This is a genomic window from Bacillus sp. 22446, assembly GCF_052044955.1.
GTDB classification, from domain to species: domain Bacteria; phylum Bacillota; class Bacilli; order Bacillales; family Bacillaceae; genus Bacillus; species Bacillus altitudinis.
The window spans coordinates 231,272-246,530 of record NZ_JBQEOD010000004.1 but is presented as its reverse complement, the minus strand read 5'-3'; the positions used below and the strand labels follow the sequence as shown (position 1 = coordinate 246,530).

Sequence of the window (15,259 nt, the reverse complement as noted above, 5' to 3'; positions counted from 1 at the left end):
ATATTTCTCTCAGTGAAAAAGAGAGTATATTCAGAGAATACACTCTCTTTTCTATAAGATTGTTAATTATCCTTCAATTTTCATCCATTTGTAGCTGAATTCAGGTCCAACTTTGTGAATGACAAATCCTTTTACTTTGTTATTAATCAGATAGTTAGTTGCTCTCTGATAAATTGGTGAAAGTGCTGCGTCATCTTGTAATAATACTTTTTCAGCTTCTTGTAAAGCTTTCCAGCGTTCTTCAGGTTTTGCAGCTAATTTGCCAGATGCATCTTTTAACAACTGATCATATTTTTTATCTGAGTAACCCATGTGGTTGTTTCCGCCACCTGTGATGAACAAGTCAGAGAACGTGATCGGATCAAGGTAATCTGGACCCCATCCAGCCATCTGAAGATCGTAATCTTCTTTCTTATCACGATCAATACGAGTAGCGAAAGGAACACTTTGAATATTGATATCTAAGCCAGGTAAAGTTTTCTCGAGCTGATCTTTAATGAAAGCACCGATTGTTTTAGCTGTCTCAGAATCATCACCTAAGTAATTAAGCGTTACTTTAGACGTTCCTAATTCTTTTAACCCTTTTTCAAAAAGCTTTTTCGCTTCATCTTTATTAGTTTCTAAGTATTTAGGCATTCCATCACGGAAGTCTTTTCCGCTTTCATCATGTACGAAATCTTTTGGAATTTGATAGTATGCAGCAACTGAACCATTCTGCAACACATCATTTACAAACGCTTCTTTATCAATTGCCGTTGCAATTGCACGACGAACGTTTTCATTCTTTAAAGATTTATTTCCTTGGTTCATTTTCAACCAGAACACAGTAGGTTCTAGTAATCTTTTCATCCGCTTATCACCTTCGTATTGAGAGATGATGGCAGGTGTTGATAATTTAGGTGTAATATCAGCTTCTCCCGCTTCAAATGCGTTAACAGCTGCTTGTGGATCTTTAGATACTTTAAAAGTAAGTTTTGTCATAGAGACGTTCTTTTTGTCCCAATATTCTTCATTCTTTTTGTATTCCCAAGTAGTTGCTTGTGGGCCATCCCAAGAAGAAAGTTCAAATGGTCCGTTGTATACAAGGTTCTTTGCAGTCTTCGCATATTTGTCACCTTGTTCTTTAACGAATTTTTCATTCACTGGATAGAATGTTGGGAATGAAAGCAGAGATTGGAAGTAAGGAATTGGTTTTTCAAGTGTAATTTGCAGTTCTTTATCACTTACAGCTTTAATTCCTAGTTCCTCAGGCTTTGCTTTTTTGTTGTAAACCTTATCAGCATTCTTAATTTTACCAACCATCATATATGGGCCATACTCAGACTTTTGTTCTGGATCTAAAGCACGTTGCCATGCATATACGAAGTCTTGAGCTTTAACTGGGTCACCATTAGACCATTTTGCATCTTTAATTTTGATGTTGTAAACTGTTTTATCTTTGTTAGCAACTGGTTCCCCATCAGCCATACCAGGCACTAATTCTTCTTTATCGTTGAAACGATACAAACCTTCAAACACGTTATTCATAGTCGTAAAACTGATTGTATCACTCGCTTGGATTGTATCCATTGCAGGCATTTCCTGTGATTCTAAAATTGTAGCCTCTTGTTTTGAATCTTTGGATGCAGTGCCCTTGTCGCTACTTTGTTTACCTGAACATGCAGATACAAAAATAGTCAGCACCAATAAAAAAACTAAAAGCAGTGAAAATTTAGACTTTTTCATCTAGTTGTTGACCTCCCCTTCATAAATGAACTACAGGAACTATTATACTAGCAAATAAGTAATTGTGCATTCATTTTTTTAAGAAAATTTTCATATTTCCACTGTTTTTTAATATTTTTATTAAAAAATTGAAATAATTTGGTTATTTTTCTGAGATTTTGTGATCTTAAATACCTAATCAGAGGTAATCCTGTCTATACAATTGGCAATATTCATGATTCATTGTAAACTGATATCAAGAAATTGATTAAAACAACAGCTTCGTTCCTTGTTTCGTTTTTCTTATATAGTGAAAGTCTTGAATTAAATGTTTTTATTGCTATTTTAGTACAGTAAAGTTTTAATGCGCAGGAGTGATTGTTATTAGATTTTTTATTCTTTTACTTAGTTCTAATGTCCTTGTTTTCATTTTAAGTTTTCTCTTTTATGGACACATATCTTTCTTAAGCATGATTAACATCACATTTTATTTAGCTTCTGGCACTTTGCTAGTGTGGTTATCGTTCATCACTTTAAAAAGTGGATTTTTTGATCAAATATCTTACAGCTTCCGAAAGGTGTTTGATTCTTTAAATAAGCAAAAGGACCATGTTGATGACAGTTTAAACAAACATTTATCATCATCTTTTCAAAGTAACTTTTCAACCTTAAGAACATTAGGTTTGAGTTTACTCATTGAAATGTTAATATTGCTCTTGATTTATTATATGTAGGTTTTGACTTTTGATTTTTGCTTATTTATAATGAATGAAATTACATTTTTGCGATGAAAAAGAAGAGTACATATATTCACCATTTACAGAGAGTCTGCGGTTGGTGCAAGCAGATAATGGCATGTATGGAATGGGCTTTGGAGCAGCTAACCGAACACTTGATAGAGTGAGTAGGCTTAGACGGAGCAGTCTCCGATATCAACGTCTTGAGTGATTTCTGATTTGAAATAACAAGGGTGGTACCACGGTTCATTCGTCCCTTTTCTGTTGAAAAGTGATGGGTGGGCCTTTTTATATTGAAGAAAAGAGGTTTTAGTATGACAAAAAAGACGATTTTCTCAGGCATTCAGCCTAGCGGTTCTGTGACATTGGGGAACTACATTGGAGCGATGAAGCAATTTGTCGATCTTCAGCATGATTACAACGGCTACTTTTGTGTGGTCGATCAGCATGCCATTACGGTGAGTCAGGATCGTTTAGCCCTTCGACAAAATATTAGAAGCTTAGCCGCTCTTTATTTGGCAGTGGGACTTGATCCAGAGAAGGCAACATTGTTTATCCAATCAGAGGTACCTGCCCACGCCCAGGCAGGATGGATGCTGCAATGTGTCGCTTATATTGGGGAATTAGAAAGAATGACTCAATTTAAGGACAAATCTGCTGGTAAGGAAGCAGTCGTTTCAGGACTATTAACGTATCCGCCATTAATGGCTGGCGATATTTTGTTATACGGTACGGACTTAGTTCCTGTAGGAGAAGATCAAAAGCAGCATCTTGAATTAACGAGAACGCTTGCTGAACGCTTTAACCGAAAGTATAACGACATCTTTACTGTACCTGAAGTCAAAATTCCAAAAGAAGGCGCTCGGATTATGTCTTTAACAGACCCAACGAAAAAGATGAGCAAATCTGATCCGAACCAAAAATCTTTCATTACCTTATTAGATGAGCCAAAACAGCTTGAAAAGAAAATCAAAAGTGCTGTGACTGATTCAGAAGGCATCGTCAAATATGACAAAGAAAACAAACCTGGAATTGCCAACTTGCTGACGATTTATTCTGTATTAGGGAACGTATCGATTGCAGAGCTTGAACAAAAATACGAAGGCAAAGGTTATGGTGAATTTAAGGGAGATCTTGCGAACGTGGTCGTGGATGCGTTAAAACCAATTCAAGATCGCTATTATGAACTCATTGAGTCAGATGAGCTTGATCGCATTTTAGATGAGGGTGCTGAAAAGGCAAACCGTGCGGCAAACAAAATGCTGAAAAAAATGGAGAATGCAATGGGTCTTGGCCGGAAACGCAAATAAAACAAGCTTGCAGCATATTCAGCTGCAAGCTTTTTCTAATTCACTTTTGATTCGTTTTCCATTTCCCAAAGTTTTTCAAAAAATGGCTGTCCTTTAATCATTTTTTCACAAAAGGCTAAATGGTTTTCTGACCATCCATCAATGGTTTCGTTATAAAGCATGTTCCAAATTTCCTCGAAAGACATTCGTTTGATCTGGTTGTACATGCGCGGATTCCATTCTGTATACCAATAGGCAATTTCTGCTCGGTTTTGAAGCCCCTTTAGTTGATCTAGCGCCATAAACATCAGCTGCTTCAGCTGTCTTTCTTTTCTCGTTAATCCGCTGATATGCTGCGGTGGTAATGATAGGATGTGATATTCTTTCGTCGATTCAAGACTGTCCGTCGTGAATTCATACTCCTCTGCCTTCACATCTTTCACCATTTCATACACCAATTGCTCCTGTCTTGGAATCAATCGGCTCTTTCTCACAGGGATGGAATAACCAATCGTATCCACAGCGATGATTCTAATCCCGTCCGTGACCACAAAGCAATACTCTAATTTACGGCGTTCATGATTTTTTCGAATATATGATTTCTCAAATACAGTCTCTAGCAGCGTCTTTGGCAGCTCTGATAGATCATTCTCTATGTAATCAAACAAAGGACTCTGCACCTTGAGTAAAGGTACTTGATCTAACAGCTCCACGCTGTCCTCCTTGCGCCACTCATGAAAATGGCACACATTATAGCCATTCTCTTCCCCTTCAAACCAATTCACCCATACGTCATGAAGAAATAACATAACCAATCCCTCACTTTTTAAAAACTGTTGTCCACAGTATGGGCAAGGGATAGAGAAATTATTCCAACTTTATTAAAACTTCGCCCTGACGGAAGGACGGCTTTATTTCCTGGGAAAAGGAGAACGTCTCGCAGAGTCCTTTCACGATCTTCTATAAGCAGAACCTTATTTTAGCTTTTTAGGATCAAGAGCATCTCTCAGTCCATCACCTAAGAAGTTAAAGCATAAAACGGTAAGTAGAATCAGTAAACCTGGGAACAGTGGATACCACCATGCTTGCACCATTATGGAGAAATTTTGTGCATCTTGAAGCATGTTTCCCCAGCTCGCCGTTGGAGGCTGGATGCCGAACCCTAGATAGCTAAGTGTCGACTCAGCTAGAATAACAGAACCGACTTTCAATGTAGCAGACACAATGATAGGGCCGATACAGTTCGGTAAAATATGCGAAAAGATGATGACATGGTTTTTCGTTCCGATCGTTCTTGCTGCGAGTACGAATTCTCTGGTGCGAAGTGACAAGAATTCACTGCGGATCAGCCTGGCGGTTGTTGTCCAGCCAGTCAGCGCAAAGATTAAAATCAATTTATCAATACCCGGTTTAAAAATTGTCACTAGCGTGATCAAGAGAAAAATATCTGGAATAGACAATACGACATCCACCATTCTCATGAGCACAGAATCAACAAAGCCTTTAAAGTATCCCGCTACCGCCCCAATGACGGTACCAATGGTGATGGCTCCGACTACTGAGACAAAGCCAACCAATAGAGACACCCTCGCTCCGTATAGCACCCTTGAAAAAATATCTCGACCAAACTTGTCGGTTCCCATAAAATGCTCTGCACTTGGAGGCTGTAGCCGTTTCAACAAGTCTTGCTGTTCCGGTGCGTAAGGTGCGATCACCGGTGCGAAAATAGCGGAAAAGATAATGACCAATAAAATAGCGGAGCCGGCAACCGCCAATTTATTTTTGAAAAATTTCTCGCAAAATAAACGAAGCATCGTCTCTGGTTTTGGCGGAAGGCCTTCTTTTAATTTGAGATCAACTGGAGGTGTTCCCATATTAGGTTGTGCCAATTGTGCTTCAGCTCCCTTCTAATATTCAATACGCGGATCAACGATCGCATAGAGAATATCCGCTATTAAGTTTCCAACGACCACGAGCACAGCAGAGATAACAGTCATCGCCATAATGACGGGATAATCTCTTGAAAAAGCAGAATCGATAAACAGTTTCCCAAGCCCTGGCCATGTGAAGATTTGTTCCACCACGACTGCGCCGCCAATAAAGGATGGAATCATGAGTCCAAAGATCGTAATAACAGGCATCAGACCGTTTCTCAATCCATGTTTGAAGATGACTTTGTTCTCTCTAAAACCTTTCGCTCGCGCCGTGCGAATGTAATCCTGCCGCATCACATCGAGCATACTTGACCTTGTATAACGTGTAAGGCCGGCCATATCAGCCGTTGCTAAAACAAAGGCCGGTAAAATAATATGATGAAGCCGGTCAAATAGATTAAAATCTGCATTTAAGGTAGAGACACCCCCGGTCGGAAACCATCCTAAATTCACTGATAACACCATAATCAGGATCAAACCAAACCAGAAATTCGGAATAGCCAGTCCGATAAATGATGTAACCGTAATACCATAGTCAAGTTTTGTATACGGACGTTTTGCTGAAAGAACACCAAATGGGATGGCAATGATCAGGGCAACTAATGTAGAAAAGATCATGAGGATGAGGGTATTTGGCAGCCGGGCAAAAATCAAATCCGACACGGGCGTTCCTTTTTTTACAATGGATGTGCCAAAGTCACCTTGAAGCATATTGCCGAGCCATTTCATATATTGCACATATTCAGGATCGTTCAAGCCGTACTTATCAATAAAGGCTTCCCGGTCTGCGGCACTAATGGTCGGGTCCATCATGAGTGACATCGGATCGCCTGGTGCTGCTTTCATAATCGCAAAGGACAAAATCGTAATACCAAACAAAATTGGGATGGAAAGAAGTGTCCTTCTAATGATATATGTAACCATATGCACAACTCCTTTTTCATCGGATGGCCATACTATGATGAAAAAAGGGGAGACCCCTCCCCTTCTTCACTAGCAGACTACTGTTCAATCCACCATTTTTCGATTTTGTAATATTCATCTTTCGGGTGGTAAGAGTAGCCTTGTAGATTAGATGGCATCGCGCGATGTGAGTTGGCATAATAAAGGAACGTATACGGCTGGTCTTCTGCAATCAGCTCATAAATTTTTTCATACGCCTTTGAATACTCTTTTCGATCACTCAAGTTTTTGGCATCAACTAGCAGTTTATCGACTTCTTCATTTTTATACCAAATGTTATTTAAGCCTTTTTCAGACTGACTTGAATGGAAAATGCTGTATTGATCAGGGAATGTCGCTAAGCTCCAGCCGAGTAATAACGCATCATAATCCCATTTTGGCGGGGTTGTTTGTTCGATTAATGCACTAAATTCTACAATTTGCGGTTTTGCTTCAATGCCAATTTCTTTGAGCTGCTGCTGGACAACGACAGCAATATCTTCACGGACTTTGTTTCCTTGGTTCGTCTTCAAGACGAAGGAGAACTTCTTGCCGTCCTTATCAAGATAACCATCTCCGTCTGTATCCTCCCAGCCTTCTTCTTTCAGCATCTTTTTCGCTTTTTCTTGATCAAATTCAAATACTGGGACATTTTCATTTTTAGGGTAGTTCCATGACAGCGGGCTTTCTGGGATGTTGGCTACTTTCCCGTCTCCATTTAACACTTGATCGACAATCGTTTGACGATCAATGGCATGGGTAAGAGCTTGACGGACTTTTTTACTTTTGAACAGTTCGTTTTTCTGATTCCAGCCAATATATGAATAATTTAGCCCTAGATCAGATTCAATTTTGATGTTACTAACTTTTTCAGCTGTTTGCAGTTCTGCTCCAGGCACTGCAAAGAAATCAATATCACCTGCGGATAGCTGAGCCATGGCTGCATTTTGATCAGGAATCGTTTTAATGGTGACTGTATCAAGGTATGGCCGTCCATCCCAATAGTCATCAAATGCTTCAAGTTTGACATAGTCTCCTTCTTTCCACTCGGCAAATTTAAATGGACCGGAGCCGATTGGATTTTTCCGGTTAAATTCATTTTCGCCAAGATCCTTTATAGGGACATCACCTAAAATATGCTTTGGTAAAATCCCATAGCTTCCTAGCGTGACATTATAAAAATATGGATCTTTTTTATTCAGCTTAAATTCGACCGAATAGTCCCCTGTTTTTTTGACAGACTCTAATACTTCAAAGCCTGATCCACGCTCACCATTATAATCCTTATTGATCGGAATGCTGTATGTAAACACAACATCATCAGCAGTCAGTTCTTCTCCATCATGAAACTTCACGCCTTTTCTAATGGTCACATCAAACTGTTTGCCGTCATCGGATTCTTTAATATCTTCTGCCAACGCCAGCTGTGGGTTTAGCTTTCCATCTGTTTGCAGTAAAAAGCTATAGATTCTTTCTTCAATATCAGAACTTGCCACGTCTGTTGAGTAAAGTGAGTTAAATAATGTAGGCTCTGCAATCGAACCAATGACAAGATCGCCGCCTTGTACAGGTTTACCTGTGGATTTCTTTTCACTGTCTCCAGACGTTTTATTTCCACCAGAACAAGCAGCAAGGATCAATGTAAAGATCAGCAGCAAACTGACCAAAATGGACTTTCTCTTTTTATCTTTCATAGACAATTCCCCCTATCTTTTTTAAAAAATGATGACAGAAGCCCGTTTTATCCCCCCTCTCAAAGATGAGATCATACAAGCGTGATCAAGTGTCGTAGAGGTGGCAGGCCACAAAGTGGTTCGTTTTTAATTCTTGAAATTGTGGTACTTTTTCTTTACAGACTTCTTTCGCTTGCGGGCATCTTGTATGAAACACACAGCCTTTTGGTGGATTTGCAGGGCTTGGTAAATCCCCTTGCAGCATAATCCGTTCCCTTTTCACCTGACCTTTTTTACGGGTGACTGGAACGGAAGATAAAAGCGCCTGTGTATACGGATGAAGCGGATCATCGTACAGGCTATGCTTATCTGCCAGTTCCATCATTTTCCCAAGATACATGACGCCCACTCGATCACTAATGTGGCGGACCACACTGAGATCGTGAGAGATAAAGAGATAGGTGAGGTCAAACTCTTCTTGAAGCTCTTCCATCAAATTGATGACCTGTGCCTGAATGGAGACGTCAAGCGCTGAAACAGGCTCATCTGCTATGATCATTTCAGGATTCATGGCAAGTGCACGAGCGATACCGATCCGCTGCCTTTGTCCGCCGGAGAATTCGTGCGGGTATCGATTCGCAAAACTTGGGTGAAGGCCGACTTTGGATAAAAGCTGTTCTACTTTTTCATTTCTTTCTTTTAAGGAATATAAGTGATGTGTTTTGTAGGGTTCTTTGATGATACTTCGAAGTGTTTTTCTAGGGTTGAGTGATGCAAAGGGATCTTGAAAAACCATTTGGATGTTTTTCCTTGTTGATTGTCTTAGTTTTGATTCAGATACATGAGAGATATCTTGCCCTTTAAATAGAATTTGTCCTTCTGTTGGTTCATATAAACGAATCATCGTCCGTCCTAATGTGGATTTACCGCATCCAGACTCTCCAACGATGCCTAACGTTTCGCCTTTATAAATGTTTAAGTCGATGCCGTCAACCGCTTTGACTGCTCCTACTTTCTTTTGCAGCACCCCAGCTTTAATCGGAAAGTGTTTTCGTATATTTTTTAATTCCAAGATGGTTTCTTTCTCAGATCGATCTGTCATGTATGGTTGATTTTCAGCAAGTGTCATGTTTGGCTTGCCTCCTCATATAAGAAACACCTGACGCTTCTACCATTTTCAAAGGTTGTCAGTTTGGGCAATTCACCTATGCAGCGTTCCATTACTTTCGGGCATCTAGGCGCAAAACGGCATCCTGCCGGAAGCTGATCTGGCGCAGGGACATTTCCTTTTATCGCCGTTAATGGCTGAATGTCTCCGTCAATGACTGGAATGGATTCAAGCAGTCCTTCTGTGTATGGGTGAAGCGGCTCATCAAACAACTCTTCAACGGTTCCATTTTCAACAACCTGTCCGCAGTACATGACAATGACGCGGTCTGCTACTTCCGACACAACACCTAAATCATGCGTAATGAGAAGTATAGATGTACCAAAGGTCGAACATAAATCTTTCATTAAGGTCAGCACCTGGGCTTGTATGGTCACATCGAGAGCAGTAGTCGGCTCATCCGCAATGAGGAGCTTCGGATCACAGCTTAGCGCAATGGCGATCATGACTCGTTGACGCATACCGCCGGATAAACGGTGCGGGTAATCTTTGATGATTTGTTCTGGCCTTGAAAAGCCTACAAGCTTTAGCAAATCAATCGCTTTTTTGGTCGCTTCTTTTTTTGAAAGTTTTTTGTGGTAAATGAGGATTTCTGTTATTTGTTCCCCGATGGTTAAGACGGGATTAAGTGAGGTCATGGGTTCCTGAAAGATCATGGATACATCATTACCGCGAATATTGCACAATTCCTTTTCACTATATGTAACAAGGTCTTTTCCATCAAGCTTAATGGAACCATCCATAATCTTCCCACCAGTCCCATTAATCAGACCCATGATGGATAAAGACGTAATACTTTTACCAGACCCAGACTCACCGACTAATGCGACTGTTTCCCCTTTTTTGATACTAAAATCAACGCCATCAACAGCAGGTATTGGTTCCTTTTTTCGAAAAAAATAGGTTTTTAAGTTTTGCACTTCAAGCAGTGTGCTCATGCATTCGCCCCTTTCTCCGTAGATCAAATAAACCGAATCTAAAAATTCCGTCTTTTTAGAATAAAAAGAATTATCAAAATTTATATTTGTATATTATTACATCAGCATGACGAAATCAAGAAGTATTTAGTAAAATTGTAACATGTCACTTTTTTTGTGAATGATTTCCTTTATGATTCTATCGCCTTTAAAAACGTTTCCGCTGGCTCCGCAATCATAGACTCCTCGCTGATTCGGTGCTCATCGAAATACTTTTTCACGATATAAAATCCAGTGGCATAGCCAAGCATTTTGGGGTAGTTCCCTTTTCCATAAAGGAGATTCTGTATCAGCCTTTCGTCGTCCTGCACTTTCTGATAAAGGTGACTCGATACCCATTTCTTGTACATGCGCTGCAGCTGCGATTCGTCATATAAAGTCGTCCACTTTGCTGTATAGCTTTCTCCATATCTATGATACACAGCATATTCAGCGAGCCCCTCCATCATGATTGTATCAAGGAATGTAAAATCTTTTTCTTCTTTCGTGAGAAAATGCAACCTGCATACATGATGATATTCATGCGTCAGCAACGTACCGATTCGTTCCTTCGGTGTATGCGGGGATAAAAAAAGAAAGATTTTGTCATCAAATGCCATGCCGGATTGAAAGTAAAATTGTTCTCTGATCTCTTTGCTGCTCTCATTAACAGGCAAAATAAAGACGGGGACATCAGGACCTCCCCACTTTTTTTGCAGCGCTTTGTATTCTTTCATCACAAGCTTGAAATACCCTTTTTCTTTGAGCTTGTCGATCATTTCCTGGCAGGCGTTCCATGATCGCACCATTCCGTGATGTTGTAAATGGGCGAGAATAGATGATCCTTCTTTTTTCTCCGCTCCTTTAAAATAAGGGACAAAACGTGCCGCCAGCTCCTGAAATGATGATGATTGTTGGATGAGATATTGTGTATTGATCAGACCCATACCGCTGAACACCTCCATTTTCATCATATGCAAAAAGGCGGCGATCTGTTTATAGATCACCGCCTTCTTAAGACATATTACGCTTCGTATTTTTTGAAGATAATTGTCGCATTGTGCCCGCCAAAACCAAGTGAGTTGCTCAAAGCAACTTGTACTTCTTTTGAACGTGCTTCATTTGCTACATAATCAAGATCACATTCTTCATCTGGTGTTTCAAGGTTAATCGTTGGCGGAATGACACTGTCTTTAATCGCCAGCACAGAGAAAATCGCTTCTACTCCGCCTGCTGCGCCAAGTAAATGACCTGTCATTGATTTTGTCGAACTGATCGCAAGCTGATTCGCATGCTCTCCGAACACTTCTTTAATCGCCATTGTTTCAAACTTATCATTATACGGTGTGCTTGTTCCGTGGGCATTGATATAATCAATTTCTTCCACTGTTAAACCTGCATCACGAATTGCTTCTTTCATTGCACGTACGCCGCCTTCTCCGTTTGGAGCAGGTGCTGTGATATGGTATGCATCTCCAGTTGAACCGTAGCCAACGATTTCTGCATAAATGGTCGCACCACGTTTTAACGCATGCTCTAATTCTTCAAGAACAACAATTCCCGCTCCCTCACCCATAACAAATCCGTCACGGTTTTTATCAAATGGACGACTTGCTGTATCTGGATCAGGATTTGTCGAAAGGGCTTTGTTTGCACAGAAACCAGCAAACGACATTTTCGTTAATGGTGCTTCTGTTCCACCTGTAATCATCGCATCTGCATCTCCGCGCTGAATGACTTTAAAGGCATCACCAATGGAGTTTGTTCCTGTCGCACATGCTGTCACTGTACAAGAGTTAACCCCTTTTGCGCCAAGTGCAATCGAAATTTGACCTGTCGCCATATCTGGAATCATCATTGGAACGAAGAACGGGCTTACGCGTCTTGCTCCTTTATTTGAATACACTTCGAATTGCTCTTCGAATGTTTCAAGTCCGCCAATACCAGATCCAACCCATACCCCAACACGAGGTGCGTTTTCATCTGTAATTTCGAGGCGTGAATCTTCTAAAGCCTTTTGAGCAGCAACGACTGCATATTGTGTGAAGCGTGCCATCTTTCTCGCTTCTTTTTTCTCCATGTAATCTTCGATGTTAAAATCTTTTAGTTCTGCTGCTACTTTTGCTGTATATTCACTTGAATCAACACGTGTGATCGGGCCAACACCTGATACACCTGCTACAGCATTTTTCCATGTTGTCTCTACATCGTTGCCAAGAGGTGTCAAAGCACCTAATCCTGTAACAACTACTCGTTTCTTATCCATTAATTTGTGCACCCCACTCTTTTATCGGCCCCATCGCATAGCGATTGCGCCCCACGTTAATCCGCCACCAAAACCAACCATTACAATCACATCGCCGTCATGAATTTTTCCGGCTTCGATTTCTTCACATAGTGAAATTGGAATGGATGCTGCTGATGTGTTTCCATATTTATGGACTGTTTTCGACATTTTTTCAACTGGCAGCTCTAAGCGTTCGCGTGCCGCTTCCATAATGCGAATGTTTGCTTGATGCGGAATCAAGAAGTCTACGTCTTCTTTTGATAGTCCAGCTTTTTCAATCACGTTTACACTTGACTCGCCCATTTGTCTCACAGCAAATTTAAATACTTCTCTTCCATTCATGATTGTATGATCTTTTTCATCTAAGTACAAGTGCTTCCCGCCTCTTCCATCGGCTCCAAGCTCAAATGATAGAATTCCCTTGCCTTCGCTGACTGTTCCTAGTACAGCAGCACCTGCTCCATCTCCAAACAAAACAGCTGTGTTGCGGTCATCCCAGTCGGTAATGCGAGAAAGCTTTTCTACACCAACGACAAGCACATGTTTGTAAGTGCCAGATTCGATAAATTGTTTTCCAGTAACAAGCCCATACATAAAGCCAGCGCAGGCAGCGCTAATATCCATTGCACATGCTTTATGTGCACCGAGCTGCTCTTGAATCATACAAGCGACTGTCGGAAATGCTTGATCTGGCGTAACTGTCGCTACAAGAATCATATCAATATCTTCTGCAGCCACATCTGCGTCAGCTAATGCTTTTTTTGCAGCAGCAAGCGCCATATGAGATGTATTGACATCATCAGATGCAATTCTTCTTTCTTCTATACCTGTTCTAGTACGAATCCACTCGTCAGAAGTTTCAACCATTTTTTCTAAATCACGATTTGTTAATACTTTTTCAGGTATATAGCGGCCAAGGCCAATAATTCCAGCATTCATTGAATAAGACTCCTTTTACTCATACGAGCATGTGATATTGTGATCTTATATTAGTATCTGGTACTAATTTTACCTTATTTTTTTCTCCTTGGCAATACAAACGTCTAACCTTTCCTCTCACTTTTTTCATAGATTAATGATATACCAATAGTAGAAAGGAACATGTGATATGGCGCAAAAGGATATTTTCTCAGCAATGATGTTTGGTCAGCCACTTGAAAAGGAGAAAAGCAAGACAGAAAAAAAGGAGGAGCGTGCAGAGACTTCTTCAAGTGATGACTCCATTGACTACATGCATGTCATGAATCAAATTGGAAACATTATGAACTCCATCGATGAGCTGAAGCCTGTGTTTAAAGATGTCGGCCCTATGATTAGTGCCTTCAAGAAAAAATTATCATAAAAAAAAAGCCACTATTCTGTGGCTTTTTCTGATGCTGCATCTGCTTTTCCAAGCTCATATGCCTCTTGCATGACAGATGTAAACAAAGAGAGAAGCGGCTGAAGTGCTTGTGGATCAAGCTGAATCCCTGCTTTATCTAATTCTTCTTTTGCTTGTGGAAAATACTTCATCGCAATTTGTAAAAACTCCATCGATTTTTCGTGTTGCATGTTCAACGTCCTCACTTTTCATTTGGCAATTTGCCTGTTTTTTTGTAATTCGCAATATCCTTCTCAATGTCTTTCACAAAAGCGCGGTCTATGGTTGAGCTAAATTTCCCCATTTCGATCACTCCTTCTTTAAAGTCAAAGGAGTACTCACCTTGTTCGTTTAGCTTGCCTTCATTAAACTTCTTCGCAATGATACTGTACGCTTTATCGACATGCTGTACAGTGCTAGTTAACACCGTATGGCTTCCAAGGTTGGATTGATCAGTGACATATCCGATCGCAGATAAATTGTCGGTTTTGATTTGTTCAATGACAGGGATATTATAACCATCACCTGCTGGATACACAACATCTACACCTTGTTTTTTCAATTTTTGATAGAGGTTCACCGCTTTGTCAGCATCATCCCAGTTTTCGACAAATTCCGCTAGGACTTGCACATGTTCGTCCTGATATTTTGCACCTTTGATAAAACCGTCTACTTCACTTTGCCAATCATATGTAGCCAGAATACCAATCTTTTTTGTTTTGGACATATGTGCTGCTGTCATGCCTCCGAAAAAGCCCATTGCTTCTCCTTTAAACGTGACGTTTGTGACATTATCAGCTTGAGGCTTGCCTCCATTGACCGTGATAAATTGTGTTTTCGGATAATCTTCACTGATCAAGTTGAAAATTTCGCTGTATTCATTGCCATGGCCAATAATTAAATTGACTCCTTTTTTATGAAATTCTTCAATGGCATCAACGATTTTCTCCTTGTCGACCATCCCTTCCTTATAATAAACATCTACACCAAATGTTGATTGGATATTTAATAAGCCTTTATAACCTTTCGTTCCCCAAACTTGATCATTAATCGTATCGGGGACGAGTAAACCCACCTTCTCAATATGTCCTTTTAACGGCGCCTGCGAGCAGGCAGATAGCATAAGAAGAAGGAACGAAAAGATCATGACAAGCCGCTGGTACTTCATGCCATGTTCAACTCCCTTTGCAACACGCAGGCATGAACCTG

At 40.3% G+C, this 15,259-nt stretch carries 15 protein-coding genes and 1 other annotated feature; of the genes, 3 read left to right on the top strand and 12 right to left on the bottom strand.

All coding sequences use genetic code 11. The features are described 5' to 3' along the window. Window positions 1–66: 66 nt before the first annotated feature. Complete coding sequence (locus tag ACTJJD_RS11025) at window positions 67–1,725, bottom strand: peptide ABC transporter substrate-binding protein (RefSeq protein ID WP_035392439.1); 1,659 nt, start codon at window positions 1,723–1,725, stop codon at window positions 67–69. Between the two features lie 449 nt (window positions 1,726–2,174). Between ACTJJD_RS11025 and ACTJJD_RS11020 the strand changes: the two genes are divergently transcribed. Then, complete coding sequence (locus ACTJJD_RS11020; protein WP_223255625.1) at window positions 2,175–2,438, top strand: DUF3899 domain-containing protein; 264 nt, start codon at window positions 2,175–2,177, stop codon at window positions 2,436–2,438. A 44-nt stretch (window positions 2,439–2,482) separates the two neighbouring features. Continuing rightward, window positions 2,483–2,702, top strand: a binding site (T-box leader). A 53-nt stretch (window positions 2,703–2,755) separates the two neighbouring features. Beyond that, window positions 2,756–3,751, top strand: a complete 996-nt coding sequence (trpS, locus tag ACTJJD_RS11015) for a tryptophan--tRNA ligase (protein WP_008348488.1) — start codon at window positions 2,756–2,758, stop codon at window positions 3,749–3,751. 35 nt (window positions 3,752–3,786) lie between these two features. On the opposite strand, the gene ACTJJD_RS11010 is transcribed toward trpS, so the two are convergent. From ACTJJD_RS11010 to ACTJJD_RS10970, 9 genes are all read right to left on the bottom strand, one after another. Further along, window positions 3,787–4,539, bottom strand: coding sequence for a YjbA family protein (locus tag ACTJJD_RS11010; protein WP_017367012.1), 753 nt, complete (start codon window positions 4,537–4,539; stop codon window positions 3,787–3,789). Between the two features lie 165 nt (window positions 4,540–4,704). Beyond that, the gene (opp4C, locus tag ACTJJD_RS11005) at window positions 4,705–5,604 is read right to left on the bottom strand and encodes an oligopeptide ABC transporter permease (RefSeq protein ID WP_008348491.1); all 900 of its coding nucleotides are present in this window, start codon (window positions 5,602–5,604) and stop codon (window positions 4,705–4,707) included. 33 nt (window positions 5,605–5,637) lie between these two features. Then, a complete protein-coding gene (locus ACTJJD_RS11000; protein WP_008348492.1) occupies window positions 5,638–6,588 on the bottom strand; it encodes an ABC transporter permease in 951 nt (316 codons plus the stop codon). A gap of 77 nt (window positions 6,589–6,665) precedes the next feature. Beyond that, entirely contained in the window at window positions 6,666–8,300 is a 1,635-nt protein-coding gene (locus tag ACTJJD_RS10995; protein ID WP_041093116.1) for a peptide-binding protein, read from the bottom strand. An 85-nt stretch (window positions 8,301–8,385) separates the two neighbouring features. Next, complete coding sequence (locus ACTJJD_RS10990; protein WP_144667031.1) at window positions 8,386–9,381, bottom strand: ABC transporter ATP-binding protein; 996 nt, start codon at window positions 9,379–9,381, stop codon at window positions 8,386–8,388. 23 nt (window positions 9,382–9,404) lie between these two features. Then, complete coding sequence (locus tag ACTJJD_RS10985) at window positions 9,405–10,385, bottom strand: ABC transporter ATP-binding protein (protein WP_047945538.1); 981 nt, start codon at window positions 10,383–10,385, stop codon at window positions 9,405–9,407. 170 nt (window positions 10,386–10,555) lie between these two features. After that, window positions 10,556–11,350, bottom strand: a complete 795-nt coding sequence (locus ACTJJD_RS10980; protein WP_056407963.1) for a DUF2268 domain-containing protein — start codon at window positions 11,348–11,350, stop codon at window positions 10,556–10,558. 77 nt (window positions 11,351–11,427) lie between these two features. After that, entirely contained in the window at window positions 11,428–12,669 is a 1,242-nt protein-coding gene (fabF, locus tag ACTJJD_RS10975) for a beta-ketoacyl-ACP synthase II (RefSeq protein WP_008348501.1), read from the bottom strand. Between the two features lie 21 nt (window positions 12,670–12,690). Continuing rightward, window positions 12,691–13,629 (bottom strand): beta-ketoacyl-ACP synthase III, encoded by a 939-nt coding sequence (locus ACTJJD_RS10970; RefSeq protein WP_024720058.1) that lies wholly within the window; start codon window positions 13,627–13,629, stop codon window positions 12,691–12,693. A gap of 169 nt (window positions 13,630–13,798) precedes the next feature. On the opposite strand from ACTJJD_RS10970, the gene ACTJJD_RS10965 reads away from it, so the two are divergent. Next, a complete protein-coding gene (locus ACTJJD_RS10965; protein WP_008348506.1) occupies window positions 13,799–14,032 on the top strand; it encodes a hypothetical protein in 234 nt (77 codons plus the stop codon). 11 nt (window positions 14,033–14,043) lie between these two features. Here ACTJJD_RS10965 and ACTJJD_RS10960 read toward each other — a convergent pair whose 3' ends face one another. Beyond that, window positions 14,044–14,241 carry a ComZ family protein gene (locus tag ACTJJD_RS10960; RefSeq protein WP_008348507.1) on the bottom strand — a complete coding sequence of 66 codons (198 nt, stop codon included), beginning with the start codon at window positions 14,239–14,241 and terminating at the stop codon, window positions 14,044–14,046. An 11-nt stretch (window positions 14,242–14,252) separates the two neighbouring features. Next, entirely contained in the window at window positions 14,253–15,218 is a 966-nt protein-coding gene (locus ACTJJD_RS10955; protein ID WP_017360174.1) for a BMP family ABC transporter substrate-binding protein, read from the bottom strand. Window positions 15,219–15,259: the final 41 nt, after the last annotated feature.

Excerpts from the sequence above, each read along its gene's own strand:
- ACTJJD_RS11025 (WP_035392439.1), bottom strand. The coding sequence starts at position 1,725 with ATGAAAAAGTCTAAATTTTCACTGCTTTTAGTTTTTTTATTGGTGCTG.
- ACTJJD_RS11020 (WP_223255625.1), top strand. The coding sequence starts at position 2,175 with ATGATTAACATCACATTTTATTTAGCTTCTGGCACTTTGCTAGTGTGG.
- trpS (WP_008348488.1), top strand. The coding sequence starts at position 2,756 with ATGACAAAAAAGACGATTTTCTCAGGCATTCAGCCTAGCGGTTCTGTG.
- ACTJJD_RS11010 (WP_017367012.1), bottom strand. The coding sequence starts at position 4,539 with ATGTTATTTCTTCATGACGTATGGGTGAATTGGTTTGAAGGGGAAGAG.
- opp4C (WP_008348491.1), bottom strand. The coding sequence starts at position 5,604 with ATGGGAACACCTCCAGTTGATCTCAAATTAAAAGAAGGCCTTCCGCCA.
- ACTJJD_RS11000 (WP_008348492.1), bottom strand. The coding sequence starts at position 6,588 with ATGGTTACATATATCATTAGAAGGACACTTCTTTCCATCCCAATTTTG.
- ACTJJD_RS10995 (WP_041093116.1), bottom strand. The coding sequence starts at position 8,300 with ATGAAAGATAAAAAGAGAAAGTCCATTTTGGTCAGTTTGCTGCTGATC.
- ACTJJD_RS10990 (WP_144667031.1), bottom strand. The coding sequence starts at position 9,381 with ATGACAGATCGATCTGAGAAAGAAACCATCTTGGAATTAAAAAATATA.
- ACTJJD_RS10985 (WP_047945538.1), bottom strand. The coding sequence starts at position 10,385 with ATGAGCACACTGCTTGAAGTGCAAAACTTAAAAACCTATTTTTTTCGA.
- ACTJJD_RS10980 (WP_056407963.1), bottom strand. The coding sequence starts at position 11,350 with ATGGGTCTGATCAATACACAATATCTCATCCAACAATCATCATCATTT.
- fabF (WP_008348501.1), bottom strand. The coding sequence starts at position 12,669 with ATGGATAAGAAACGAGTAGTTGTTACAGGATTAGGTGCTTTGACACCT.
- ACTJJD_RS10970 (WP_024720058.1), bottom strand. The coding sequence starts at position 13,629 with ATGAATGCTGGAATTATTGGCCTTGGCCGCTATATACCTGAAAAAGTA.
- ACTJJD_RS10965 (WP_008348506.1), top strand. The coding sequence starts at position 13,799 with ATGGCGCAAAAGGATATTTTCTCAGCAATGATGTTTGGTCAGCCACTT.
- ACTJJD_RS10960 (WP_008348507.1), bottom strand. The coding sequence starts at position 14,241 with ATGCAACACGAAAAATCGATGGAGTTTTTACAAATTGCGATGAAGTAT.
- ACTJJD_RS10955 (WP_017360174.1), bottom strand. The coding sequence starts at position 15,218 with ATGAAGTACCAGCGGCTTGTCATGATCTTTTCGTTCCTTCTTCTTATG.